Raw genomic sequence first — 24,777 nt, 5'->3', positions numbered from 1 at the left:
GGATGAATGGGCCGTCATTCAGTGCCTTCCGTTGGAGCGGGTTCCGCGCCTGCACAGTCGCCGCCGGATGCGGCGGACCGGGACAGAAACGCTGCGGGCGGGATCATGAGAAGCTTAGGGGCGCTATGACCGATACGCACGCCGCCCCTCACGTCTCCCGGCGCACATTGCTCGGCATGACACTCGCTGGAGCTGTCAGTGCGGGTACCGCCTGTGGGGCGACGGATCCCGTTGGCGAGGGCTCGGTCACGGAGGCGCCACCCCGAGGCCCCGGCGCTGACGCGTCTGTCGATGGCCATGAGGAGATCAGGCTCGGGGCACCTCTCCGCGAAGTCATAGTTCCGGTCGCCGCGTGGGGCCGAAGTCCTGACGGATCCAACCTCACTGTCATGGTCGCCGGTGGCAGCCCTGGTCGAATCAGCATCATCGCAGCGGAGACAGGAGCCGTCCTCAAGGAGATCGAGTTGCCCGCCACGGACGGAATGGGAACAGAGGATTCCGCCTCGGCGTGGGCAGTCGCCATCGATTCGGCGAGAAGCCTTGCGTTTGTCGGCACCACGGATGGTCGCAGCTTCCTTGTAGACACCGGGAGCTTTGAGGTTTTTACCGTTGAGGGAGCGCCTGCGGAAGATCTCTTCTTCGAGCGCGCGGTGCCCGACGGGGCCGGCGGATTTCTGGCGACGACCTATGGTGAAGGGCGCCTGCTGCACTACTCTCCGTCTTCCTCTGATCCCGGCAAGGGACGGTGGCGTGAGTACGGACCCTTCGGCGACGGCAACGATTACACGATCGCCTTGGCCTCGGTCGGTAACTATGCCTATGTTGGAACAGGCACCCGAGACCCCGCAGTATTTCGTGTCCGGCTTGCGGACGGGCAGATTCAGCGCATCGATCTTCCCGGGCCTGAAGACGGTCGAGAGGCCGACAGATCTTTCGTCTACGACCTGGCCGTGTCGGGAGACTATCTGTTTGCTCGTGTCGACCCCGAGAACCGCATCTACGTCCGAGCGTTGAGCGCTGCCACATGGATCGATTCCATTGATGGGGCCGCTCCGGGGTTGGCCGTAGCGCCTCCAGGGTCGTCCAGAGCGGCGCTCTTCTATGCGGGCACGGACCAGCGGCTGTACGAGTACGATCCGACGACGCGTCAGCAGCCTGTCCGGCGGAGTATGGAAGTTTCAGCCCTTCGTGGGGCAGGGTGGATGCGGCCCGGGGCAGCCGGGAGCGATCATCTCGTAACGACGACTGTCACTGGCACACTTCTTCTCTGGGACCGGGCTTCCGACGAGTCCACTCGTATTCGGTCCGAAGTGCGCGGCGGCTCGAGACTCATTCGCTCTTTGGGACTGGGCCCTTCCGGCGAGCTCGTCGCTGGTGCTTTCGGGACGACGTACAGCGTTGCCACCTACCGTCCGAAGCCACTGCCCGCGTCATTCGTGGAAGGCGACGCCGACTTCGGGACGTTGCCCTCACAAGGCCAAATCGAGGCCTTCTGCACCCACGGGTACGACCTCTTCGCCGGCTCCTATCCAGGAGCTAGCCTGCGACGGCTGCTCAGAACTAATCCTCTGGCCCCGCCCGCTGAGCAGCGGCCGATTGACCGCTCTCACTTGACTGAGGGGGGTCTGGCGTCCCTCGTGGGGGACAGGCACCCGGACGGCCGGACCGCTGTGCCGGACGACGACGCCGAGGAGATTGACCTCGCCCCCGGCGAGCAACAGGACCGCCCCGTTGCTCTGCTCTCGCACGCAGGGTTCGTCATCGTCGGCACAGCTCCGGACTATGGACGCATCGGTGGAGCGCTCACTGTGGTCGACCCCGAGCTGACGTGGCAACGCACCTATAGAGACACGCTGGACGACCATACGCCACTGTGCCTGGCACCCGGCGTGGGGCACAGCGTGATCGTCGGCACTGGACCTGGTGCAGGGTTAGGGGCCAACGTCCCGAGCGGGCATGGGCGCGTCGTCGCCATGGACGTCAGAAGTGGCGAGATCCTGGCGTCGGTGACTCCAGTGCCGGGCGAACGCAACGTCTCTGCGCTTGCCGTCGATGAGGCGGATGGAACCCTCTGGGGGATCACAGGAAGCGCTGTCTTTCAGCTTCGTCGGGACGGCCTCGAAGTCCTGCGCTCCGAAGTCTACGAGCAGCGGTCCGACTCAGAACGGTACGTGACCGGTCGAGCGCTCTATGATGCGCACGAGAAATTGATCGGGTGCGCTCGGGGCCGGCTCTTCGAGATCGACAAGCGGACGCTGACCCGGCGTGTGCTGGGACACGGCACGAATCTGGTCCGGCTCGAAAGCGGGGAGATCTACTACAGCCGTGGCTCTCAGCTCTTTCGTCAGGTTCATTGAGGGTTCACGGAATAACTTTCCGGTATGTTCGAACCATGAGGCGCGCCGTTTGCCCGGGTTCCTTCGACCCGATTCACAAAGGTCACATCGAGATCATTGCCCGAGCAACGCGGTTGTTCGACGAGGTGGTGGTCGCGGTTTCCACCAATTACTCGAAGCAATACCGCTTCGAGGAGTCGGAGCGCATCGAGATGGCCCGTCAGACGCTTTCCTCCATCGCCGGGATCACCGTGCGTCCGATGGGGGATGGGCTGCTCGCGGACTTCTGCCGCGACGTCGGGGCAGACGCCATCATCAAAGGGCTCCGGAACTCCACCGACTTCCAGTACGAGGCACCGATGGCGACGATGAATCGACACCTCACGGGGGTCGAGACCGTTTTCCTCATCGCCGACAGCCACTACGCGCACATCTCCTCGAGCCTGCTCAAGGAGGTCGCGGCGCTCGGAGGCGACGTCTCCGACTACGTGCCCCGAGCCGTCATCCAGCGGTTCGAGTCCTGAACGCCTCACACCAACGACCGAAGGGAAAGTCTTTGACGCACCGCAAACGAGTAACCAAGGCAGTCATTCCGGCGGCCGGGCTCGGCACCCGCTTCCTGCCGGCGACCAAGGCCATGCCGAAGGAGATGCTGCCCGTCGTCGACCGGCCGGCCATTCAGTACGTCGTCTCCGAGGCCGTGCGCGCCGGACTCGACGACGTCCTGATGATCACCGGCCGCTCCAAGCGAGCCCTCGAGGACCACTTCGACCGAGTGCCCTCCCTGGAGGCCGCGCTGGCCGACAAGGGGGACACGCGCAAGCTCGAACTCGTCAACGAGGCAACCGATCTCGGCGACATCCACTACGTGCGCCAGATCGATGCCAAGGGGCTCGGGCATGCGGTCCTCTGCGCGAAGCGCCATGTCGGCAACGAGCCGTTCGCCGTCCTGCTCGGCGACGACCTCATCGCCGAGGACGAGCACCTGCTCGAGGAGATGATCCGGGTCCAGGAGGAGACCGGCGGCTCCGTGATCGCCCTCATGGAGGTCGACCCGGAGGCGATCAGCGCCTACGGCTGTGCCGACGTCGAACCCGTGGACGGGGAGGACTATGTCCGGGTGCACGGCCTGGTGGAGAAGCCGGATCCCAGCGAGGCCCCGTCCAATCTGGCGATTATCGGCCGCTACGTGCTCTCCCCGCGCGTCTTCGATGTCCTCGAGCAGACGGGACCCGGCCGCGGTGGGGAGATCCAGCTGACGGACGCGCTCGAGTCCCTGGCGGGGATGGACGGCGAGGGGGCCGGCGTGTACGCCGTCGTCTTCAAGGGCAGCCGGTACGACACGGGCGACAAGTTGAGCTACCTCAAGGCCGTCGTCGAGCTGGCGTGCGCCCGCGACGATCTCGGCCCGGCACTGAAGCCGTGGCTCAAGGAGCTCTCCAGCGGCTTCTAGGCCATCCGAGCGGGCTGGCCCGACACGCCCGTGGCGACGGTTTGGGCTACGGGCCCGCAGCGGCTAAGATGTAATGTCGGTCTATGTTCTACAGGAGTTCTCATTAGCGACAAGCGTCATGATCGCCCGGCGTCACCCGGTCTCGATCGCAGTTCGCCGCTGGCCTTCTCGGTCAAGGATCTCGGGCGCAGCCCGGGAAACATGAGGACCTTGGAGGAGACGGTGCCCGCGCCCGCGGAAATGGGCGTGGCGCTCATCGGCGTACCCGAGGGGTCGGATATCGACCTCGACGTGCGCTTCGAGGCGGTGCACGAGGGGATCCTGGTCACTGGCGAAGCTGAAGTCGACATCGTCGGCGAATGCGGCCGGTGCCTGGAAGCCATCGAGTACAGTCTCGTCGCCGATTTTCAGGAGCTCTTCTACTACGACCCCATCGAGGGGTCCGAGGATGAAGAAGCGGAGCAGCATCTGGTCCAGGACGACTTCGTCGACGTGGAACCGGTGCTCAGGGACGCAGTGGTGACCGCGCTGCCGTTCCAGCCGGTGTGCCGGGAAGACTGTGAAGGCCTCTGCCCCGAGTGCGGGGTACGCCTTGAAGAGGATCCGGACCACCACCATGAAGTCCTAGATCCTCGCTGGGCGGCCTTGAGTGGCCTGCTCGGCACCCCCGCTGATTCAGCGGATTCACGTAAAGATTCAGTCGAGAGAGAAGAGAGTTAGCCGTGGCTGTCCCGAAGCGGAAAATGTCTCGCGCCAATACCCGTGCACGCCGGTCCCAGTGGAAGGCCACCGCGCCCAACCTGGTCAAGACCGTCGAGAACGGTCGCGTCACCTACAGCCTGCCGCACCAGGCCAAGGTCGTGACCGATTCTGCCGGCACCGAGCTGTTCCTTGAGTACAAGGGCCGCAAGGTAGCAGACGCCTAAAGACGTCTGATGCCAGCATCAGAAGACCTGTTGAAGCGTCTCGGAGTCGACATCGACTCCGAGACGCTTCGTCTTGCCCTCACGCACCGCTCGTATGCGTACGAGCACGGTGGCATCCCCACCAACGAGCGCCTCGAGTTCCTCGGCGACTCCATCCTCGGCTACACGATCACGGAGCATCTCTACCACCGGTACCCCGACCTGCCCGAGGGCGATCTGGCCAAGCGCCGGGCCGCCGTCGTGAGCACCCGCGCTCTCGCCCGGGTGGCCCGGGACCTCGGGATCGGCGAGTTCGTGCACCTCGGACAGGGGGAGAAGCTGACCGGCGGCAGCGACAAGGCATCCATCCTCGCCGACACCACCGAGGCCCTCATCGGCGCCACCATGCTCAGCTGCGGCGTCGAGGCGGCCAAGGACATGGTCCTGCGTCTGATCGTCCCCCTGCTGGACGAGGTCGAGAACCTCGGAGCCGGCGTCGACTGGAAGACCGCGATCCAGGAGGTCGCCGCGAGCCGGAAGCTGGGCGCCGTCCACTACGTCGTCGAGGGCTCCGGCCCGGACCACGCTCGCGTCTTCCGGGCCACGCTGACCATCGGCGGCGCCGACTACGGCACGGGCAGCGGCCCCTCGAAGAAGGAGGCCGAACAGGAGGCCGCGGCCGCCTCCTGGAAGCTGCTCAACGCCGCAGACAGCAACGGCGCCGCGGCGGTCGAGTCCAAGGAGCACGTCCGCGGCACCCGCCGTGCCTGAGCTGCCCGAGGCCGAGGTGGTCCGCCGCGGACTAGACCGCTGGGTCTCCGGCCGCCGCGTCGAGACGGTCGACATCGTCGACGCCCGGTCCGTCCGCCGCCAGGAGGGCGGGCCCGCCGCGTTCGAGTCGGCGCTCCTCGGCGCCCGCTTCGCCGCCGCGGCCCGGCGCGGCAAATTCCTCTGGCTGCCTTTCGTCCGGGACGCCGCGGCGGAGCCGCGCGACGCCGTCGTGACGCATCTCGGCATGAGCGGCCAGGTCCTCCTGCAGGACCCCGCCATGCCCGATCCGCGCCACCTGAAGATCAGGCTGACGCTCGACGGCGGACCGGCCCGCCACGAGGGAACCTCCGACCTGCCGGGAGAGCTCCGATTCGTCGACCAGCGCATCTTCGGCGGCATGTTCGTCAGCCCCCTGGTCCCCACCCTCGACGGCGCGCCCGGCGGCGCGGGGACCGACCTGCCGCTGATCCCGGCGGCCGCGGGTCACATCGCCCGGGACGTGCTGGACCCGCTGTGGGACCCGTCCACGTTCCACCGGGCGCTCACCCGGCTGCCGAGCGGACGCCCGCGCACCACCGGCGTCAAGCGCGTCATCCTCGACCAGGCCGTGATCAGCGGCGTGGGGAACATCTACGCCGACGAAGCCCTCTGGTACGCGAGCCTGCACTACGATCGTCCTGCGTCCACACTCACCCGGACGCACAGCGGCATCCTCCTCGAGGCGCTCATCGACGTGATGCGCCGCTCACTCGAGGAGGGCGGGACCAGCTTCGACTCGCTCTACGTCAACGTGAACGGGGAGAGCGGCTACTTCGCCCGATCCCTGCAGGCGTACGGGAGGGAGGGCCGCGACTGCCTCCGCTGCGGCGGCCGGATCGTCCGCGAACCCTTCATGGGACGCTCGAGCTACCGGTGCCCGCGCTGCCAGCGACGGCCGCGCCTCAAGAAATTCACAGCAGCGGACGCTAGAGTTTAGAAGTTCGCCGAAATCCGCTGCGCCACAGGGCCCGGAGGCCGGGGCGCTGCGAGCGGCAGTCGGCCCCGCGTGCGTCGGCGGGCACCGACCGCCGTCCATTCCCGAGGAGCCGCGAGCTTGCTACGATCCGACTCACCTTCCCGCTACACACCCCGACACCGGGCCGAGGGAAGCGGGCGCCGCTCCAAGCGCCCGGCCCTGTTCGCTGCACTCGCACTCGTCCTGATCGCCCTCGTCGGAGCCGGCGGCTACGTCGGCAACCTCCTGACGACTTTCAGTGCCAAGGCCAACACGGTCGACGCTGGCCTCGCCGGTCGCCAGGTCAATGACGTGGATGGATCTCGCAACATCCTTCTGCTCGGGTCCGACTCGCGCGGCGACGGGCAGGATGTCGCCTCTGTGAAGGGCGAGGACGGCAAGCGGTCGGACACCATGATGCTGGTCCACATCCCGAAGGACCGCAGCGGCATCTACGTCATGTCGCTGGTCCGCGACCTCTGGGTCGACGTCCCCGGGCACGGGGAGCGCAAGATCAACGCCGCCTACAACATCGGCGGTTACCCACTCGTCGTCGACACCGTCGAGGACCTGCTGGGCACGCAGATCGACAACGTCGCCTCCATCGACTTCGGCGGCTTCAGCGCGCTGACGGAGGCCCTGGGCGGCGTGACCGTCGACAACCCCCGCGCGTTCTGTACGGGCCACACCCACCCGACCTGCTTCGAGGCCGGGACCACGCACCTCGAGGGGAACGAGGCCCTGCGCTTCGTCCGGGAACGCAAGGCGTTCGCGGAGGGAGACTTCCAGCGCGTTCAGAACCAGCAGCTCTTCATCAAGGCGGTCCTCAAGGACTTCCTGAACCCGGCGACGCTGTCCAACCCGGTCAAGGTGCACAGCATCGTGGACAAGTTCTCCGAGTACATCACCGTGGACCAGACACTCGACGGGGCCACGATCGCCGGTCTCGCCGTGGAGCTGAAGGACGTCCGGACCAGGGACGTGCACTTCTTCACGATCCCCACCGGTCCCCCCGGGGAGGGCCCAGGCGGCGCCGAGATCATCCTCCAGGACGAGGAGGCCCTCGCCGCACTGCGCACGGCCCTGCGGACGGACACCCTGGACGAGTTCGTCACCAGCGGCATCGGCACCAACGCCTACGGCGGCGCGATCAGCAACGAGGTCGTGGCCGACCCCGCGGCCCCGGAGACGCCGCAGGCGGGGGAGTAGGCGTGCGCGTACTGCTGCTGACGCACTCCTACCAGCCGGAGGTGACCGCGCCGCAGCGCCGCTGGGGAGCCTTCGTCGGCGAGTTCCGCCGCCGCGGCTGGGAGTGCGACGTCGTCACCCCGGTCGCCCACCCCGGCCTGGCCCCGGCTTCCGTCAGCCGGGCCCAGCGGGGCACGGTGCTCGGCGTGGAGCGCGGCGGCCGCGGGGAGTGGATCCGCCGCGTCCCGCTCATCCACCACACCGAGGGCCGGCTCAGCAAGCTCGCCAGCAACCTCACCAGCGCAGTACTCATGGTGCCCCGCGCACTGACAGCGCCCCGGCCCGACGTCGTCGTCGTCACCGTCCCCGCGCTGCCGAACATCGCCGCCGGCTATGCCGTGGCCCGGCTGCGCCGAAGCCCGCTGGTGGTCGACATGCGCGACGCCTGGCCGGACCTCGCCCGGGACGCCCAGATCGTCACCTCGTCGCGCCCGGGCCTCATGGAGCGCGTCCTCACCTTCGTCCAGCGCCGGGCCGACCTGGTGGTGACCGTGACCGAGGGCTTCGCCGATGTCCTGCGCGGTCGCGGGGCCCGGCGCGTCGAGACCGTCTACAACGGCTTCCCCGCCGATCAGCTGCCCGCACCCGTGCCCTCCCGCGAGCCGGTCGCGGAGCCGCTGCGCGTCCTGTACCTCGGCAACCACGGCGAGAGCCAGGGCCTCGAGAAGCTCATCGACGCCGCCCGACTCGCCGGGGACCGGGTCCGCCTCCGGCTCGTCGGCAACGGAGCCCGCAAGGCCGAGCTCGAGGCCTACGCCCGCCGGACCGGCGCCGACGTCGACTTCCAGCCACCCAGCCACGGCGAGGAGACGCTCGCGCACTACACCTGGGCCGACACCTGCGTGGTCTCCCTGCGGGACGACTGGCGCAGCTTCGAGTGGACCATCCCCTCGAAGACGTACGAGCTGCTCGCCATCGGCAAGCACATCACCGCCGTGGTCCGCGGCGAGGCCGCCCGGCTGCTGGAGGGGACGGGTGCGGCCGACGTCGTGGCCCCGGACCCGGACGCCATCGCCGCACTGTGGCAGGATCTGGCCGACCGGCCGCAGCGTCTGGCAGTCCCGGCGTCCGGCCGGGCTTGGGTGGCGGAGAACTGCGACCTCCGACGGCTCGGCCGCCGCTACGCAGACCTGATCGAGACCCTGACGAGAGGGAACCCCGCAGCATGAGCACCGCACCGGCCCCGCGCCCCCTCCAGCAGGCCGGCCAGTTGGCCACCAACCTGCGGCTCACCGCGCACACCGTCTGGGACCACCTGACCGACGACCCGGTGGTCCTCGCCCTGCAGACCGCTCGGCGGCTCCCCCAACGGCCGGTCCACGCGGCCGCTCGAGGCGTCGCCGCGACGGTGCGGGGCACCGATTCGACCGTCGGCAATATCGCTGCGGCCGTCAACGGGGACACGGCCCGGCTGCACGCCAACCTCGCCGACGCCGTCGCCCGCCGTCACGACCTCTCCGCCGGGACCGCCCGTCGTCTGGCCGAGGTGGCGACCGCCGTGGGCGACGTCGAGGCCGCCCGCAGGCTCCTCGACGTTCTCCCCGACACCGCCGCGGCGGCCGCTGCCCGGGCACGTCTCGCCTGGCACCTGGGCCGCATGACCGAGGCGGTGGAGCTGCTCGCCGGACGCGGCGGCCCGGCGGCCGCCCTCCACCGGCGCTACGCCTCCGAACTGGACGTGTACGCGGGCTCCCGCCCCTCGGTCACCGCCCCGCGCGGGTACCGGCCGGCCGACCGGCGCATTATGCACGTCCTGACGAACTCCCTGCCGCACACGGGCTCCGGCTACGCGCAGCGGTCGCACTCGATCCTCACGGCCCTCGCAGCCGACGGCTGGGACGTCTCCGCGACCACGCGGATCGGCTACCCGGTCCAGGTCGGCAAGCCGTTCGCCGCGGACCAGGACGTCGTCGACGGCCTGGCGTACCGGCGCATCCTGCCGCCGGCGATCCGCGGCGGCCTCTCGGGTCGGCTGCAGCAGTACGCCGACGCCCTCGCGGGGATCGTCGCCGAGGTCCGGCCCGCCCTGCTGCACACGACCACCGACTTCCTCAACGCGGTGGTGGTCCGTGCCGTCGCCGAGGCCTTCGGGATCCCCTGGGTCTACGAGGTCCGAGGCCAACTGGCGGACACCTGGGCCTCGGGCCGGCCCGCCGAGGCCCGGACGTCGGAGCGGTACCGGTACTTCAAGGAGCGCGAAGCGGACGTGGCGCGCAGCGCCGACGCCGTCGTGACCCTCGGCGCGGCCATGCAGACCGAGCTCGTTGGCTCCGGCGTCGACCCGGCACGGATCCAGATCTGCCCCAACGCCGTCGGGGAGGCATTCCTCGCCGAGCCGCTCGAGCCCGGCGCCGCGCAGGCCGCGTTGGGACTCGACCCGGACTGGACCTACGTGGGGACTGTCAGCAGCATCGTCGCCTACGAGGGGCTCGACGACCTGCTCAGCGCCTTCGCCCGGATCCACGACCGGCACCCGCGCGTCCGGCTGCTCGTCGCCGGCGACGGCGCCGCCCTCCCAGCCCTCAAGCACCAGGCCGCCGGCCTCGGGATCGCGGACCGCGTGGTCTTCGCCGGCCGGGTCCCACGGGAGCAGGCGCACCTCTACCACCAGGCGCTCTCCGTCTTCGCCGTGCCGCGCAAGGACCTCGAGGTCACCCGGCAGGTGACACCCCTGAAGTCCGTGGAGGCCTCCGCGAGCGGGCGCCCCGTGGTCGCCACGGACCTACCGGCCCTCGCCGAGCTGGTGCACGACGGCGTCAACGGCCTGCGCTTCGCGGCCGGCGACGTCGCCGACCTGGCCGCGAAGCTGGACGCGCTGCTCTCCGATCCCGGCGCGGCGAGCGGCCTCGGGCGCGCCGGGCGGGCGTGGGCCCTCGAGGAGCGGACCTGGACAGCCAATGCCGCCAAGTACGAGCGCGTCTACCGGCGACTGCTCGCGCGGCCGGCCGGCGGGGACGCCGGGTCGGCGGGGGGAGGCGTCGGGTCGGCGGGGGGAGGCGTCCGCGGTCCCCGGTGAGTGAAGGCTCACACGGATATCACGGCCGGATCACAGCTTTGCCGCCGGATCGTCGTTGCCGCCTCCTATACTGGAGGAGTTTTGGTCCGCGGGCGGTAGGCGTCCAGGGACCGTGCCCTGTGCGTGAGACGCTGCTGACCGCGCCGCTCCGAACCGCTAGAGGAAGACTTCAATGACAGAGATCAAGACCGTCGCCGTGATCGGCCTCGGCTACATCGGCCTGCCCACCGCCGCCATCCTGGCGACCAAAGGCACCACCGTGGTCGGCGTGGACGTCAACCCGAACACCGTCGACGCCGTGAACCGCGGCGAGGTCCCCTTCGTCGAGCCGGACCTGGGACAGCACGTCGCCAAGGCCGTCGCCGAGGGCACGCTGAAGGCCTCCCTCGAGACGCCGCAGGCCGACGCCTACATCGTCGCGGTGCCGACGCCGTTCAACGACGACAAGTCTGCCGATCTCTCCTACATCGAGGCCGCCGGCACCAACATCGCCCCGCAGCTGCGCGGCGACGAGCTCATCATCCTCGAGTCGACCTCGCCCCCCGGGGCGACCCAGCACCTGGCCGACCACATCCTGGCCCTGCGCCCGGACCTGAGCCTGGACAACCTGCTCGTCGCCCACTGCCCGGAGCGCGTCCTGCCCGGCCGCGTGATGATCGAGCTCGTCACCAACGACCGCATCGTCGGCGGCATCACGCCCGAGGCCGCCTGGGCCGCACGCGATCTCTACCAGCGCTTCTGCGAGGGCGAGATCCTCCTCACCGACGCCGTGACCGCCGAGATGGCCAAGCTCGTCGAGAACTCGTTCCGCGACGTCAACATCGCCTTCGCCAACGAGCTGTCCGTCATCTCCGACAAGCTCGGCATCAACGTCTGGGAGCTCATCAAGCTCGCCAACCACCACCCGCGTGTGAACATCCTCCAGCCCGGCCCGGGCGTCGGCGGCCACTGCATCGCCGTGGACCCCTGGTTCATCGTCGCCGCCGCCCCCGAGGAGGCGAAGCTCATCCGCCAGGCCCGGGAGACCAACGACGCCAAGCCGGAGTGGGTCATCGCCCAGGTCTCCAAGGAGGAGGACTCCACCGCCCCGATCGCGGTCTTCGGCCTGGCGTTCAAGGCGGACATCGACGACCTGCGCGAGTCGCCGGCCGTCCACATCGCCGCCGACCTCGCGGACCAGTACACGGAGCGCACCATCCTCGCCGTGGAGCCGCACATCGAGGCGCTGCCGAAGCAGCTGGCCAACCGCCGCAACATCGAGCTGGCGAGCATCGAGGACGCCCTCGAGCGGGCCGGGACGGTGCTGATCCTCGTGGACCACAGCCAGTTCAAGGCCCTCGAGACCACCGCCTTCGACGGCAAGCACGTGGTGGACAGCCGCGGCCTGCTCAACCGGGCCTAGCCGACAGGAGCACCCTCCCCGCATGAAGCTGCGACGCTACCTCCGCCAGCCCGTGAAGCTGGTCCAGCGCAACCTGAGCCCGGAGCAGAAGAAGCAGATCAAGCGGGTGCTCCGCCGCAGCGCCCAGACCCTGCCGGAGCCGGTGCAGCGCCGCCTCAAGGCGGCGCTCCCGGTCCGGTCCGGCACGCCGCGCGGCCGCCGCGGACGCGGCCCCTCGGGTCCCACCGACCCGCTGGGTCTCGCGCTCGATGCCCAGCCGGCCGGCGCCGTCGCACGCTCCGGTCGTGCCGCGGCCGCCGCAGGGGCGGACCCCCACCGCGCCGACCGACTCGTCGCCGCCCTGCGCACCGCGGGCCCTGTCCAGCCGACGCAGCGCCGCCGCATCGCGGGCATCCTGGCGCCGGACCTCGCCGCCGCCCTCGCGGCCGCCGGGTACGACGTCGTCCCGCTCACCCCCGGGACCGCCGCGGCCACCGCGGGGGAGGCGAGCGCCGAGGCGTTGATCGTCGACCTGGACGGATTCGGCGGTCTCTGGGCCGGCGGGCTGACCGCCGCCGGGACCGGGCTCTTCTCCGAACTCCACGCCGCGGTGGACCGCGCCCGAGCGCACGGCGCCACCGTCTGGATCGTCGACCGCGGCCCCGGGCGCTTCACGCCCGGCGGGGCCGCGCTCCGCCAGGACGGGCGCGTCGAGCTCGTCGCCGGCCCCCGCGCGGCCGAGCACCCGACCGAGGACCCCGGCGACGCGCCCCGAGGCGTGATCGACGTCGTCCGCAGCGTGATGGGACCCACCACATGAGCCAGCCCCTGCACCACGAACCGGTCCGCGTCCTGCTCTACGGGGATGTCGACCTCAACGTCCTCGACGGCTCCGCCGTGTGGCTGACCTCGATGGCCGAGGCGTGGGCCGCCGCCGGCGCGAGCGTCGACGTCCAGCTCAAGGCCGCCGAGAAGCGCGAGCTGCTCTCCGGTGTACTGCGCACGGTGCCCGGCGTCACCGTGCTCGCCGCCACGGTCCGAAGCGGCCACCAGACCATGACCTGCGCCGAGGCCGCCGACGCCCTGGAGCGGCTTGACGCCCGGCAGCCCTACGACGTCGTCTTCGTCCGCGGCATCCACATGTGCGCCGAGCTCGCCGCCCGCGAAGCCTTCGCCGGGCGACTCTGGTCCTACGTCACCGAGTTCTCCTACCCGGCGGAGTCGATGGACGCACGCCGCCGGGCCACCCTGGGAGAGATCGCCGAGGCGAGCCGACTCGTGCTGGCCCAGACCCCGCAGGCCCGGGCCGTGCTCGAGGCCGCCGTGCCGGCCGCCGCCGGCCGGACCGTCGAGCTCACGCCGATGATCCCCGACGCGCTCGGCGCGCCCGCCGGACCCGAGTCGCCGGCCGACGCCCCGACGGAGACCGCGGCCGATGCCGCCGGCGGGAAGCGGGCCATCAAGCTCGTCTACACCGGCAAGTTCGCCCGCGACTGGCGCACCGACCTCATGCCCGGCATCGTCGATGAGCTCCGCGGCCTCGGGCACGAGGCCGAGCTGACCATGGTCGGCGACAAGGTCCAGCGCTCCGAGGAGGAGCCGCTCTGGCCGCAGCGGATGCGGGAGGTCATGGATACCCCGCGCGCCGACGTCGTCTGGGCCGGGGCGCACGACCGGGCCGGCGCCACCGCCCTGACCAGCGCCGCCGATATCTCCCTCGGCTGGCGCTCGCCCGCGCTCGACCTGAGCGTCGAGCTCTCTACCAAGGTCCTCGAGAGCTGCGCCCTCGGTGTGCCGCCCCTGCTCAACCGCACCTCGCTGCACGAGGAGCTCCTCGGAGCCGACTACCCGCTGTTCATCGACGCGGCCCGTGACACCCCCGCGGACATCGCGCGGACCATCGCCGCCGCCCTGCCGCAGCTGCCCGCGCTGGCCGAGCGCGTCCGCACCGTCGCCGACCCCTACCGCGTCAGCGCCCGCGCGCACGTTCTGCGTGGCTACCTCGAGCGCGTCCTGCCGGACGAGGCGGCCGCGCCGCTGCGCACGGACGGAGGCGGCCGGCCGTGCCGGGTCCTGGTGGCCGGACACGACCTGAAGTTCGCCGGCGAACTGGTGGACCTGCTGACGTCGCGCCCCGACATCGAGGTCCGCTTCGACCGCTGGGAGACGCTGCACCGCCACGACGAGGCGGCGTCGAAGCACCTGCTGGACTGGGCCGACGTCGTCATGTGCGAGTGGGCCGGGCCCAACTCCGTCTGGTATGCCGACCACAAGCGGGACGGCCAGCGCCTGATCGTGCGGCTGCACATGTTCGAGCTGCGCGGCGGCTGGCTGGACGACCTGAACACGTCCCGCGTCGACCGGTTCGTGACCGTCTCTCCGCTGTACCGCGACATGGTCTGCGAACGGCTGGACGTCCCGGCGGAACAGGTCGCCGTCGTCCCCAACGCGGTCAGCGTCGCCGACCTGGACCGGCCCAAGACCGAGGGGGCCGAGTTCCGGCTCGGCCTCGTAGGGATCGTGCCGCTGCGCAAGCGCCTCGACCGTGCCCTCGACACGCTCCGCCTCCTGCGCGAGCAGGACGATCGCTACACCCTGCACATCCGCGGCCGGCTGCCGTGGGAGTACCCGCACGAGTGGCGCAAGACCGAGCAGCGCGAGGCGTACCTGGACTGGTTCGCACGCCTCGGCCGCAGCGACATCGCCGACGCCGTCGCCTTCGAGCCCTTCGGTGCCGACATGGGCAACTGGCTCTCCAAGATCGGCTGGGTCCTCTCGCCCAGTACCACCGAGAGCTTCCACCTGGCCCCGGCCGAGGGCATGGCCAGCGGCGGGCTGCCCGTCCTCTGGGAGCGCCCCGGCGTGCACGGGATCTTCGGCGGTGACTTCGTGGTCCCCGACACCGCCGCCGCGGCGGACTTCATCCTCCGGACCGACGCCGACCCGCGGCGACGCGCCGAGCTCGTGGAGCACGCCCGCAGCATCGCCGGACGCTTCGACGAGCGCGAGGTCAACCGGCTCTGGCTCGGCCTGCTCCTCGGGCGGGACTGACCGTGCGGCTCCCCGCGGGCGCCCGCCGCGCGCTGACCCGGATCCGGGCACTCCGGGACGCGGCGGGCCCCCGGGCGAACCCTGCTCCGCACGAGCCGCTGGACCGCCACGGGGCGGCGCCCGGAGGGGGCGCCGCGGCCGGCCGGGGGACTGCCGAGCCCGACTGGCGGCGGCACCTGCCGACCACGCTCACGACGGCGGAGGCGGTCACGGCCCTGGCGCTCGACAACGCCCACCTCCGTGCCCGCCTCGGCACCGACCCCTGGCAGGGGCCGGCCGTCGAGGAGCCGACGGACGAGCAGCGGGCCCTGGCGGAGGAGTACCTGACGGGCCAGCAGGCCGCCGCGCCGTCCGCCCAGGCCGCGGAGACGGGGAACGGGACCGCGCCGCGCCACCTCGTCATCGTGCACAACTACCCGCGGCCCGGCGCGGAATACGGCAATGGCTTCGTCCACCGGCGCGTGAAGCTCTACCAGCAGGCGGGGGTCGCGGTCGACGTCGTCGTGGCCGGCCCCAACGCGGCGCCGCGGATCTACGAGTACGACGGCGTGCGCGTCCTCTCCGGCAGCGGTCCCGTGCTGCGCGGCCTGCTCTCCGCCGTCGAGGCCGGGGCCGGACTGCGCGGCACCTACACCAGTGCGAGCACCCACTTCCTCAACGACTACCTCTGGGCGGCCGTGGGGGAGCACCGCGCAGAGCTGGACTGGTACGTCTACGTGCACGGCTTCGAGGCCCGGCACTGGGTGCGGACGCTCTGCAACGTCGGCCTCGACGACCCCAAGCTCCCGGCCCACGTGGCCGCCACCGTCCGGCGCCAGCGCTTCTGGCGCCACGTCCTCGACGCGGCGGACGGCCCGGCCGGCTACGTCTTCGTCTCCGACTGGTGGCGCCGGGCCTGCCAGGAGGACATGCACGTGGTGTTCCCCGCGGACCGGTCCACGGTCATCACCAACGTGATCGACGACGCGGTCTTCCACCCCGGCACCGGCGCCGAGTCGCGCTCGGCCGATGACCGGTTCCGGCTGGTCTGGGTGCGCTCCGCGAGCCGGCCCAACTACGCCGCCGATCTGGCGGCCCGCACCCTCGAGACGCTGCGGTCGAGCCCGCACTGGGACCGGCTCCGGATCACGGCGATCGGGGAGGGGGCGCACATGCGCGAGTTCACGGATCGCTTCGCCGGGGACCCGAACGTCCGGATCGAGGAGCGCTTCGCCTCCCAGGGCGAGGTCGCGGAGCTCTACCGAACCCACGGGATCGCCCTGGTCCCGTCCCGGCTGGACACCCAGGGGGTCTCCCGGGACGAGGCCATGGCGTGCGCCTGCGTCCCCGTGACCAATGCCGTCGCGGCGATCCCCGAGTTCGTGGACGGCACCGAGTCCGTGCTGGCCCCGGCCGAGGACGTGCAGGCGATGGCCGACGGGATCGCCGCTCTCCTGGACGATCCGGCCGAGTACCTCCGGCGGTCCCGGCGGGCGGTGGCGAACGTGCGCGGCCGCAGCCTGCCCGACCGGACGGTCGAGCGGGAGCTCGCCCTCATGGGCCTCCGCCGCTCGACCTGAGCCAGTGCCCCCTTCCCGGGCCCGAGGCGGTCCGTGCTCCTCCACGTCCGGATGACTTGCGCCACCCCGGCCCGAGCGCCCGGTTGAGCGCCATCTCCGGTGCTAGTCTGGTCGGGATCGACGCGCCCGGCGCGCTCGCGTCCTGAGCGAATCGTCCCTGGCGGACCGCTCCCGGACCTCCCATTGAGACACGAAGGATGGAACGTACTGGTGAAGATCGCAGTGATCGCGCTCGGCAAGATCGGGCTTCCGTTGGCGGTTCAGTTCGCGACGAAGGGCCACGAGGTGGTCGGGGTCGATGTGAACCAGCGGGTGGTGGATCTGGTGAACGCGGGGCGCGAGCCGTTCCCGGGCGAGGACCAGTTGCAGGAGAAGCTCTCGGAGACCGTCGGCTCCGGTGCGCTGCGGGCGATGACCGACTACGCGGACGCGATCCCCGGGGCCGACGCCGTCGTGCTGGTGGTGCCGCTGTTCGTCGACGCGGACGCGAAGCCCGACTTCGGGTGGATGGACGCCGCGACGACCGAACTGGCCAAGCATCTGACGCCGGGCACGCTGGTCTCCTATGAGACGACGCTGCCGGTGGGCACCTCCCGGACGCGGTGGAAGCCGATGCTGGAGGAGGGCTCCGGGCTCGTCGAGGGCGAGGACTTCCATGTCGTCTTCTCCCCGGAGCGCGTGCTGACGGGCCGCGTCTTCGCGGACCTGCGGAAGTACCCCAAGCTGGTCGGCGGTCTGGACGAGGCCGGCGCGCGGCGTGCGGTGGAGTTCTACGAGTCGGTGCTGGACTTCGACGAGCGCGATGACCTGCCGCGCCCGAACGGGGTGTGGGATCTGGGCAGTGCGGAGGCCTCGGAGCTGGCGAAGTTGGCCGAGACCACGTACCGGGATGTGAACATCGGCCTGGCGAACCAGTTCGCCCGGTTCGCCGGGGAGAACGGGATCGACATCTACAAGGTGATCGAGGCCTCGAACTCCCAGCCCTACAGCCACATCCACCGTCCCGGCATCGCTGTGGGCGGGCACTGCATCCCGGTCTACCCGCGCCTGTACCTGTGGAACGATCCGGAGGCCTCGATCGTGGCCACCGCGCGCGCGGCGAACGCGGACATGCCGGCCTTCGCGGTCGGGATGCTCGCCGGGGTGCACGGGGACCTGGGCGGCCAGCGCGTCGTGGTGCTCGGGGCGGCCTACCGCGGCGGGGTGAAGGAGACCGCGTTCTCCGGGGTCTTCGCCACGGTGGACGCGCTGAAGGCGCACGGGGCCGAGGTGCTGGTCCACGACCCGCTCTACACCGACGAGGAGCTCTCCTCCCTCGGCTTCGCCCCGTACCATCTGGGCGAGCCGGTCGACGCGGCCGTGATCCAGACCGACCACGCCGACTACAAGGACCTGGCCCCGGCGGAGCTGCCGGGCATCCGGTCCCTCGTGGACGGCCGCAACATGACCGACCCCGTCACCTGGGACGGCGTGGCCCGCCGGGTCATCGGCCTGCCCGCCGAGACCGCCTGAGCGCCGTGGGCGAGCAGAACGGCACGGGCTTCCTCACCGCCGAGGGGGCCGACGTCTCGACGGCGGCGAGCATCGGCGACGGCTCCAAGATCTGGCACCTCGCGCAGGTGCGCGAGAACGCCGTCCTGGGCGAGAACTGCATCATCGGCCGCGGCGCCTACGTGGGCACCGGCGTGGTGATGGGGGACAACTGCAAGGTCCAGAACTACGCGCTGGTCTACGAGCCGGCGCGGCTCGGCGACGGGGTCTTCATCGGTCCCGCCGTCGTGCTCACCAACGACACCTACCCGCGGGCGATCAACGCGGACGGGACCCAGAAGTCCGCGGCCGACTGGGAGGCCGTCGGCGTCACCATCGGCCGGGGCGCGTCCGTCGGAGCCCGGTCGGTCTGTGTGGCACCCGTCGAGATCGGCGACTGGGCGCTCGTCGCGGCCGGCTCCGTGGTGACCCGTGATGTGCCCGCCCACGGGCTCGTCGCCGGGGTCCCGGCCCGCCGGATCGGCTGGGTCGGGACCACGGGGCGCAAGCTCGAGCAGCGCGACGGGGACCGCTGGGTGTGCCCGGAGACCGGTGAGACCTATCGCCAGGACGGCGACGTACTCGTGAAGGAAGAGGAGACTCCATGACTGATTTCATCCCGCCGGCGAAGCCGGTCATCGGGGACGAGGAGCGGGCGGCGGTGGACCGGGTGCTGCGCAGCGGCATGGTCGCCCAGGGCCCGGAGGTCGCCGCGTTCGAGGAGGAGTTCGCCCGCGAGCTCGTCGACGGCCGGGACTGCGTGGCCGTGAACTCGGGCACCTCGGGTCTGCACCTGGGCCTCCTCGCCGCCGGTGTGGGGCCGGGGGACGAGGTCATCGTCCCGGCGTTCACGTTCGCCGCGACCGGTAACTCGGTGGCGCTGACGGGCGCGACGCCGGTGTTCGCGGACATCGACCTGGACACGTACACCCTGGACCCGGCGCACGTGGAGTCACTGGTCACGGAGCGCACCAAGGCCATCATGCCGGTGCACCTGTACGGTCACCCGGCCCGCATGGACGAGCTCGCCCGGATCGCCGAGAAGCACTCGCTGCTGGTGTTCGAGGACGCCGCGCAGGCCCACGGGGCCAAGCTCGGCGGCCGGTCCGTCGGCACGTTCGGCACGTTCGGGATGTTCAGCCTGTACCCGACGAAGAACATGACCAGCGGCGAGGGCGGCATGGTCTCCGTGGACTCCGAGGAGATGCGCCGGCGGATGCGCCTGCTGCGCAACCAGGGCATGGAGACCCAGTACCAGAACGAGCTGATCGGGTTCAACAACCGGATGACCGACATCCACGCCGCGATCGGCCGGGTCCAGCTGACCCGGGTCGGCGGATGGACGGCGCAGCGGCAGGAGAACGCCGCCTACCTGGACGCGCACCTGCAGCACGTGCGGACCCCGGTCGTCCTCGACGGGGCCGAGCACGTGTACCACCAGTACACCGTCGCCCTGCCGGAGGCGCTCGCCCCGGCCCGGGCCTCGATCCTGACCCGGCTGAAGGACGAGTTCGGGGTCGGCACCGGGGTGTACTACCCGGTCCCCACCAACGAGCTGCCCTCCTTCGCCGGCACCGGCCCGGCGGCGGACCTGCCGAACACGCGCACCGCCGCCGCGTCCGTGTTCTCGCTGCCCGTGCACCCCTCGCTGACCCCGTCGGATCTGGAGCGGATCGTCGACGCCGTCAACACCGTCACCGAGGAGGCCCGCCCGTGAGCGCCAGCACGCCCGTGATCCGGACCGGTCTGATCGGCCTGGGCATGATGGGCCGGCACCACGCCCGCGTCATGCGCGGCATCGAGGGCACCGAGCTCGTCGCGGTCGCGGACCCGTACGGCGACAAGCACGGTGCCGCCGCCGGGCTGCCCCTGTACGAGACGGTCGAGGAGCTCATCGACCACGGGGTCGACGCGGTCATGTGCGCGGTCCCGACCGGCCTGCACGAGGAGGTCGGCATGAAGCTCGCCGCCGCCGGAGTGCACGTCATGGTCGAGAAGCCCATCGCGGAGAACGCGACCGCCGGGGCCCGCCTCGTCGAGGCGTTCGAGTCCGCCGGGCTGGTCGGCGCCGTCGGGCACATCGAGCGGTTCAACCCGGCCCTGCAGCAGATGCGCGCCCGGATCGCCGCCGGCGAGCTCGGGGACATCTACCAGGTCGCGACCCGCCGGCAGGGCCCGTTCCCGTCCCGGATCGCCGATGTCGGCGTCGTGAAGGACCTCGGCACCCACGACATCGACCTCACCGCCTGGATCGCCCAGTCCCCGTTCGCCGACGTGAACGCCAAGACCCACACCGCCTCCGGCCGACCGCACGAGGACATGATCGTCGCGACCGGCCGCCTGGCCTCCGGGGTGATCACCAACCACATCGTGAACTGGCTCTCCCCGATGAAGGAGCGCCTGACCATCGTCACCGGGGAACGCGGCGCCTTCGTCGCCGACACCGTCACCGCGGACCTGACCTTCCACGAGAACGGCAGCGTTCCCCACGAGTGGGACGCCCTCTCCGCGTTCCGCGGCGTCACCGAGGGCAACGTCACCCGCTACGCCTTCGCCAAGGCAGAACCGCTCAAGACCGAGCACGAGGCCTTCCGCGACGCGATCCGCGGGACCGGCACCGGCCACGTCTCCATGCGCGAGGGCCTCGACACCCTCCGCGTCGCCGAGGCCATGCTCGAATCCGCCCGGACCCACCAGAGCATCCAGCTATGACCCCCCGGCTGCCAGGACCGATCCGCCGCAACGGCCGGCAGCTGGCCGGGGCCGTGGGGCGAGCCGCGCGCCGGCTCCCCGGACCGGTCAAGAACGTCGGCCGCGAAGCGTTCGAGCTGATGCCGGACACCGAGATGAAGCGTCGCCTGGACCGGGCCCTGCGCGGGGCCTCCGCGGGCCGGAGGACGAGACCGGGCGACACCGCGTTCTCCGACGCGCACGTTCCCCTCGTCCATCGGGGCAGCACCTACAGCGCCGGCGAGGTCTCCACCTATCTCCAGCTGGAGGCCGCCCACCTGCGCCGTCGGCTGTTCGCCGAGCAGACGCTCGCGCAGGCGGCCGAGGGGCCGGCCGGCGCCGACCCCGAGCAGGACGCGGCGGTCCGCGAGCTCGTCGACGAGTACGTGGAACTGGCCGGCACCGAGGACGACGCGGACGGGGGGACGCACCTCGTCATCGTGAACGTCTACCCGAGCGTCGGCAACGAGTACGGCAACGGGTTCGTCCACCGCCGCATCAAGTACTACCTCGAGGCGGGCGCCCAGGTGCACGTCGTCGTGGTCGGACCGGAGACCGAGCCGTCGGCGTACACCTACGACGGCGTCGCGGTCATCACCGGCGACGGCGCCGAGGCGCGGGAGCTGCTGCGCCGCCGGTCCTACCGCAGCGTCAGCGCCCACTTCATGGGCCGCTACATCTGGGATCAGATCAAGCACGACCTCACGGGCCAGACGTTCTACTGCTTCATGCACGGCTTCGAGTCGCGCCGCTGGATCCGCACCCTCTACAACTACCGGACGCCGGACCAGGTCGACGCCGCCATCGCGGACACCGTCGACCGGCAGGGGCTCTGGCGCGAGGTGCTGGCCCACCCGTGGGGGCCGGTGAAGTTCGTGTTCGTCTCCGACTGGTGGCGCCGCGCCTCCCAGGAGGACATGGAGCTCGTCTACCCGGCCTCCCGCTCCGAGGTGGTCCACAACGTCATCGAGACCAAACTCTTCCGCTACGTGCCCAAGCCGGCGGCGCAGCGCTTCAAGCTGCTCTGGATCCGCTCGGCCAGCAACCTCAACTACGGCAGCGACATCGCCGTCGAGGTCCTGACGAGGCTCCGCGAGACCGACTACTGGGACAGCATCGAGGCCCGCATCATCGGCGACGGCCGGCACTTCGGCGCTTTCGAGTCGGCCTTCGAGGACGACGACAACGTCACCGTCGAGCGCCGTTACGCGTCCCAGGACGAGATCGCCCTGCTCCACCGCGAGTACGGCGTCTTCCTGGTGCCCAGCCGGCTGGATTCACAGGGCGTCTCGCGGGACGAGGCCATGGCCAGCGGCCTGGTCCCCGTGACCAACACCGTCAGCGCCATCCCGGAGTTCGTCGACGATTCGTGCGCAGTCCTCGCCCCGGGCGAGGACGCCGATGCCATGATCGCCGGTCTGATCCGTCTGTTCGAGGACCCCGAGCGCTTCCTGCGCATGTCCGCAGCGGCGGCCGAGCGCGTCGCCCGGCAGAGCGGGCCGGAGGCGACGATCGGCAAGGAGCTGCGCCTGCTCGGCGTCACCGGTCGGGAGCGCGGCGACGCGCCGGGGACACCTGCCAGCGAAGGGAGCCAGTCGTGAAGATCCTGCTGCTCACGTCCGGGATGAGCCCCGCCGAGGCGATGTGGGTGGACGTGCTTGACGACGCCGGCCACACCGTCGACGTGTTCGACGCGCGCAGCGCGCAGTGGCTGCGCCGGCGTGCCTACCATCCGGCCAAGGCGGTCCCCGACTGGGTGCGGACCTGGAGCTACCGCAGCACCGGGAACGCGCTCAACGGCTTCTACCGGCTTCTCGTCGACGGCGGCGAGTACGACGACGTCGTCACCTCCGGACTCTCCGCCGGCGGGGCGATGGCCCGGCACTGCGAGCGGGCCTTCACCCCGCTGCTGTGGCGCGGGGATCTGGACTTCTCCTCGGCGCGGCCCGTACTCGCCGAGGACTTCGCCGCCCTGACGAGCGCCGCCGGACGGATCCTCCTGGAGGACGAGTACGAGTTCGACAAGGCCCTGGCCAAGGGATCCAACAGCGCTCACCTGCTCCACGTGGACCGCCCGGTCGGCAGCCTCCGGCCGCTCCTGGACCCCCGCGCGGCCGCGGAGACGGGGGAGGGGCCCCGGATCGCGGTGCTCCACCCGGAGGGCATGCCAGAGGCGCGGCTCGACGCCTACCGGCGCATGCTCGACGCCGTCGCGCACCGCCACGGCGGCACCGCCGAGACCGTCTCGGCGGCCTCGCTCTACCGGCTGCGCGACGCGCAGCGGAATCGCCGCTTCGACGACATCGCCAGCACGCGCCTGGCCGGGTACACCCATGCGGTGCTCATCGGTGTCTCCCGCGACCACAGCAGCATCGCCGATGCCCTCTGCGCGCCGCAGACCCGCGACCGGTTCGTCGTCGAGGACACCATTGGCCTCGGCTTCTGGGCCGACCGGGCGGGCTTCGCCCGCACGGGCCGGGGCGCCCGTCTCGGCGAGCTGCTGGACGAGGTCCTGGAGTCGGCGGGCGGTTCGGCCGCGGGGCGGCCCGGGAGGGCCATCGTCTCCGCAGCCGACGTCGACCCCCTGGTCCCGCTCCGCCGGGCCATGGAGCGGCCCGTGCCCCGGCTCTACGAGGAGCTCCGCGCCCTCGTCGCCGACGGGCCGCTGGACGTCTTCTTCTCCACCTCCCCGCTGGAGGACCGCACCAACGGAGCGCGCCCGCAGCGTGTCCGGAACATGGCGGAGGCCCTCGACGAGCGCGGCCCGGCCGTCCGCGTGTACTCCACGCCCCGCGTGTTCGAGCGCAGGACCGAACTCATCCACCGGGTGCTCCGCGAAGGACGGCCGGCGGGCCTGCTGTACGCCGAGAACTCGACGTCGCCGATTCCCTTCGACACCACCCTGGACGGGCTCGAGCGCCTCTTCGCGGCGTTCCGCGAAGCGGGAGGGCGCAGCGCCTGGTTCGTGCGCGACCTGCACTGGCTGGAGAGGGACGCCGACTTCCTCGACGACCCCGAGCGCAAGCAGGAGTTCGTCGAACGCGGACTGCGCGAACTGTCGATCGCCGGACACGGGACGGACCTGCTGCTGGCGCCGTGCGAAGCCTCGGCCGAGGGGTTCAAGGGGCTCCTCGCCGGGCACGACGAGACTGAGTACCGCTGGGCGTCCATGCCCCCGGCCGTGGCGCCGGCCAACGCGGTCACTCCGCACGCCGGCGCGGCCGGGACCACCACGCTGCTGTACGCCGGCGGGATCGGGTCCTTCTACGCCATGGACAGCTATCTCAGGGCGATCACCTCTCTGCCGGCCGATCAGTTCCGTTTCGACTTCCTGGTGCGTCCGGCCGAGGTCGAGAACCTCGTCCGGTTCCTCACCGCGCACGGCCTGGAGGAGGACCCGAGGGTCTCCATCACGACGGACGAGCTGGACGTCTACGCACCGCGGGACGGCGCGACCATCGGCACCGTCCTGCTGGACAGCGAGTATGCGCGCTTCGCCTTCCCCTACAAGACCGTCAGCATGCTGGAGAAGGGCTTCCCGCTGCTGACCTACCGGGATATGGCGATCGCGGACTTCGTCGAGTCCAACGGCATCGGGGCGGTCTGCGAGCGGACGGCGGAGTCCGTGGCGGAGGCCCTCGAGGCGATGAGCCGGCACGACTACACGGAGGCCATCCGCCGCGCCCGTGTGACGGAGAGCTGGACGTCGCGCCTCGACCGGCTGACGGCCCTCCTCGACGCAGCGCACGCCGAGCGGCAGACGGCCGCCCGCCCCTGAGCGTCGCGGCCCTTCGTGGGCCTCG

The 24,777-nt window shown here is 71.0% G+C and carries 20 protein-coding genes; all 20 read left to right on the top strand.

What is annotated here, in order from left to right; all coding sequences use genetic code 11:
* The first annotated feature begins 389 nt into the window (after nt 1–389).
* Nucleotides 390–2,357 (top strand): hypothetical protein, encoded by a 1,968-nt coding sequence (locus RIN46_RS13940; protein ID WP_309081907.1) that lies wholly within the window; start codon nt 390–392, stop codon nt 2,355–2,357.
* A 35-nt stretch (nt 2,358–2,392) separates the two neighbouring features.
* On the top strand, nt 2,393–2,860 hold the full coding sequence (gene coaD / locus RIN46_RS13935) for a pantetheine-phosphate adenylyltransferase (RefSeq protein ID WP_309081906.1): 468 nt from the start codon (nt 2,393–2,395) through the stop codon (nt 2,858–2,860).
* A 32-nt stretch (nt 2,861–2,892) separates the two neighbouring features.
* Entirely contained in the window at nt 2,893–3,789 is an 897-nt protein-coding gene (gene galU, locus RIN46_RS13930) for a UTP--glucose-1-phosphate uridylyltransferase GalU (RefSeq protein WP_309081905.1), read from the top strand.
* Nucleotides 3,790–3,948: 159 nt separating this feature from the next.
* Nucleotides 3,949–4,509 (top strand): DUF177 domain-containing protein, encoded by a 561-nt coding sequence (locus RIN46_RS13925; RefSeq protein ID WP_309081985.1) that lies wholly within the window; start codon nt 3,949–3,951, stop codon nt 4,507–4,509.
* Nucleotides 4,510–4,511: 2 nt separating this feature from the next.
* A complete protein-coding gene (rpmF, locus tag RIN46_RS13920) occupies nt 4,512–4,715 on the top strand; it encodes a 50S ribosomal protein L32 (RefSeq protein WP_309081904.1) in 204 nt (67 codons plus the stop codon).
* A gap of 9 nt (nt 4,716–4,724) precedes the next feature.
* The gene (rnc, locus tag RIN46_RS13915) at nt 4,725–5,465 is read left to right on the top strand and encodes a ribonuclease III (RefSeq protein ID WP_309081903.1); all 741 of its coding nucleotides are present in this window, start codon (nt 4,725–4,727) and stop codon (nt 5,463–5,465) included.
* On the top strand, nt 5,458–6,441 hold the full coding sequence (gene mutM, locus RIN46_RS13910; protein ID WP_309081902.1) for a bifunctional DNA-formamidopyrimidine glycosylase/DNA-(apurinic or apyrimidinic site) lyase: 984 nt from the start codon (nt 5,458–5,460) through the stop codon (nt 6,439–6,441). Before rnc ends, mutM begins: the two co-directional genes overlap by 8 nt.
* Nucleotides 6,442–6,558: 117 nt before the next feature.
* Complete coding sequence (locus RIN46_RS13905; RefSeq protein WP_309081901.1) at nt 6,559–7,668, top strand: LCP family protein; 1,110 nt, start codon at nt 6,559–6,561, stop codon at nt 7,666–7,668.
* Nucleotides 7,669–7,670: 2 nt separating this feature from the next.
* Nucleotides 7,671–8,876, top strand: a complete 1,206-nt coding sequence (locus tag RIN46_RS13900; protein ID WP_309081900.1) for a glycosyltransferase family 4 protein — start codon at nt 7,671–7,673, stop codon at nt 8,874–8,876.
* A complete protein-coding gene (locus tag RIN46_RS13895) occupies nt 8,873–10,723 on the top strand; it encodes a glycosyltransferase (RefSeq protein WP_309081899.1) in 1,851 nt (616 codons plus the stop codon). Before RIN46_RS13900 ends, RIN46_RS13895 begins: the two co-directional genes overlap by 4 nt.
* A gap of 172 nt (nt 10,724–10,895) precedes the next feature.
* On the top strand, nt 10,896–12,125 hold the full coding sequence (gene wecC / locus RIN46_RS13890) for a UDP-N-acetyl-D-mannosamine dehydrogenase (RefSeq protein WP_309081898.1): 1,230 nt from the start codon (nt 10,896–10,898) through the stop codon (nt 12,123–12,125).
* A 22-nt stretch (nt 12,126–12,147) separates the two neighbouring features.
* The gene (locus RIN46_RS13885; RefSeq protein WP_309081897.1) at nt 12,148–12,924 is read left to right on the top strand and encodes a hypothetical protein; all 777 of its coding nucleotides are present in this window, start codon (nt 12,148–12,150) and stop codon (nt 12,922–12,924) included.
* Complete coding sequence (locus RIN46_RS13880; RefSeq protein WP_309081896.1) at nt 12,921–15,155, top strand: glycosyltransferase; 2,235 nt, start codon at nt 12,921–12,923, stop codon at nt 15,153–15,155. The genes RIN46_RS13885 and RIN46_RS13880 overlap by 4 nt, the downstream gene beginning before the upstream one ends.
* A 2-nt stretch (nt 15,156–15,157) precedes the next feature.
* The gene (locus RIN46_RS13875) at nt 15,158–16,714 is read left to right on the top strand and encodes a glycosyltransferase family 4 protein (RefSeq protein ID WP_309081895.1); all 1,557 of its coding nucleotides are present in this window, start codon (nt 15,158–15,160) and stop codon (nt 16,712–16,714) included.
* A gap of 210 nt (nt 16,715–16,924) precedes the next feature.
* A complete protein-coding gene (locus RIN46_RS13870) occupies nt 16,925–18,226 on the top strand; it encodes a nucleotide sugar dehydrogenase (protein ID WP_309081894.1) in 1,302 nt (433 codons plus the stop codon).
* A 5-nt stretch (nt 18,227–18,231) separates the two neighbouring features.
* Nucleotides 18,232–18,852, top strand: coding sequence for an acyltransferase (locus tag RIN46_RS13865; RefSeq protein ID WP_309081893.1), 621 nt, complete (start codon nt 18,232–18,234; stop codon nt 18,850–18,852).
* A complete protein-coding gene (locus RIN46_RS13860; protein WP_309081892.1) occupies nt 18,849–19,961 on the top strand; it encodes a DegT/DnrJ/EryC1/StrS family aminotransferase in 1,113 nt (370 codons plus the stop codon). Before RIN46_RS13865 ends, RIN46_RS13860 begins: the two co-directional genes overlap by 4 nt.
* The gene (locus RIN46_RS13855) at nt 19,958–20,956 is read left to right on the top strand and encodes a Gfo/Idh/MocA family oxidoreductase (RefSeq protein ID WP_309081891.1); all 999 of its coding nucleotides are present in this window, start codon (nt 19,958–19,960) and stop codon (nt 20,954–20,956) included. The genes RIN46_RS13860 and RIN46_RS13855 overlap by 4 nt, the downstream gene beginning before the upstream one ends.
* On the top strand, nt 20,953–22,575 hold the full coding sequence (locus RIN46_RS13850) for a glycosyltransferase family 4 protein (protein ID WP_309081890.1): 1,623 nt from the start codon (nt 20,953–20,955) through the stop codon (nt 22,573–22,575). The genes RIN46_RS13855 and RIN46_RS13850 overlap by 4 nt, the downstream gene beginning before the upstream one ends.
* Nucleotides 22,572–24,752, top strand: coding sequence for a hypothetical protein (locus RIN46_RS13845; RefSeq protein WP_309081889.1), 2,181 nt, complete (start codon nt 22,572–22,574; stop codon nt 24,750–24,752). Before RIN46_RS13850 ends, RIN46_RS13845 begins: the two co-directional genes overlap by 4 nt.
* Nucleotides 24,753–24,777: the final 25 nt, after the last annotated feature.

The organism is Zhihengliuella sp. (assembly GCF_031178195.1).
Classification (GTDB): domain Bacteria; phylum Actinomycetota; class Actinomycetes; order Actinomycetales; family Micrococcaceae; genus Zhihengliuella.
Note: the sequence above shows the minus strand (reverse complement) of the source record. Positions and strands in the feature narration are given on the sequence as shown.

Excerpts from the sequence above, each read along its gene's own strand:
- RIN46_RS13940 (WP_309081907.1), top strand. The coding sequence starts at position 390 with ATGGTCGCCGGTGGCAGCCCTGGTCGAATCAGCATCATCGCAGCGGAG.
- coaD (WP_309081906.1), top strand. The coding sequence starts at position 2,393 with ATGAGGCGCGCCGTTTGCCCGGGTTCCTTCGACCCGATTCACAAAGGT.
- rnc (WP_309081903.1), top strand. The coding sequence starts at position 4,725 with ATGCCAGCATCAGAAGACCTGTTGAAGCGTCTCGGAGTCGACATCGAC.
- RIN46_RS13895 (WP_309081899.1), top strand. The coding sequence starts at position 8,873 with ATGAGCACCGCACCGGCCCCGCGCCCCCTCCAGCAGGCCGGCCAGTTG.
- wecC (WP_309081898.1), top strand. The coding sequence starts at position 10,896 with ATGACAGAGATCAAGACCGTCGCCGTGATCGGCCTCGGCTACATCGGC.
- RIN46_RS13885 (WP_309081897.1), top strand. The coding sequence starts at position 12,148 with ATGAAGCTGCGACGCTACCTCCGCCAGCCCGTGAAGCTGGTCCAGCGC.
- RIN46_RS13880 (WP_309081896.1), top strand. The coding sequence starts at position 12,921 with ATGAGCCAGCCCCTGCACCACGAACCGGTCCGCGTCCTGCTCTACGGG.
- RIN46_RS13860 (WP_309081892.1), top strand. The coding sequence starts at position 18,849 with ATGACTGATTTCATCCCGCCGGCGAAGCCGGTCATCGGGGACGAGGAG.
- RIN46_RS13850 (WP_309081890.1), top strand. The coding sequence starts at position 20,953 with ATGACCCCCCGGCTGCCAGGACCGATCCGCCGCAACGGCCGGCAGCTG.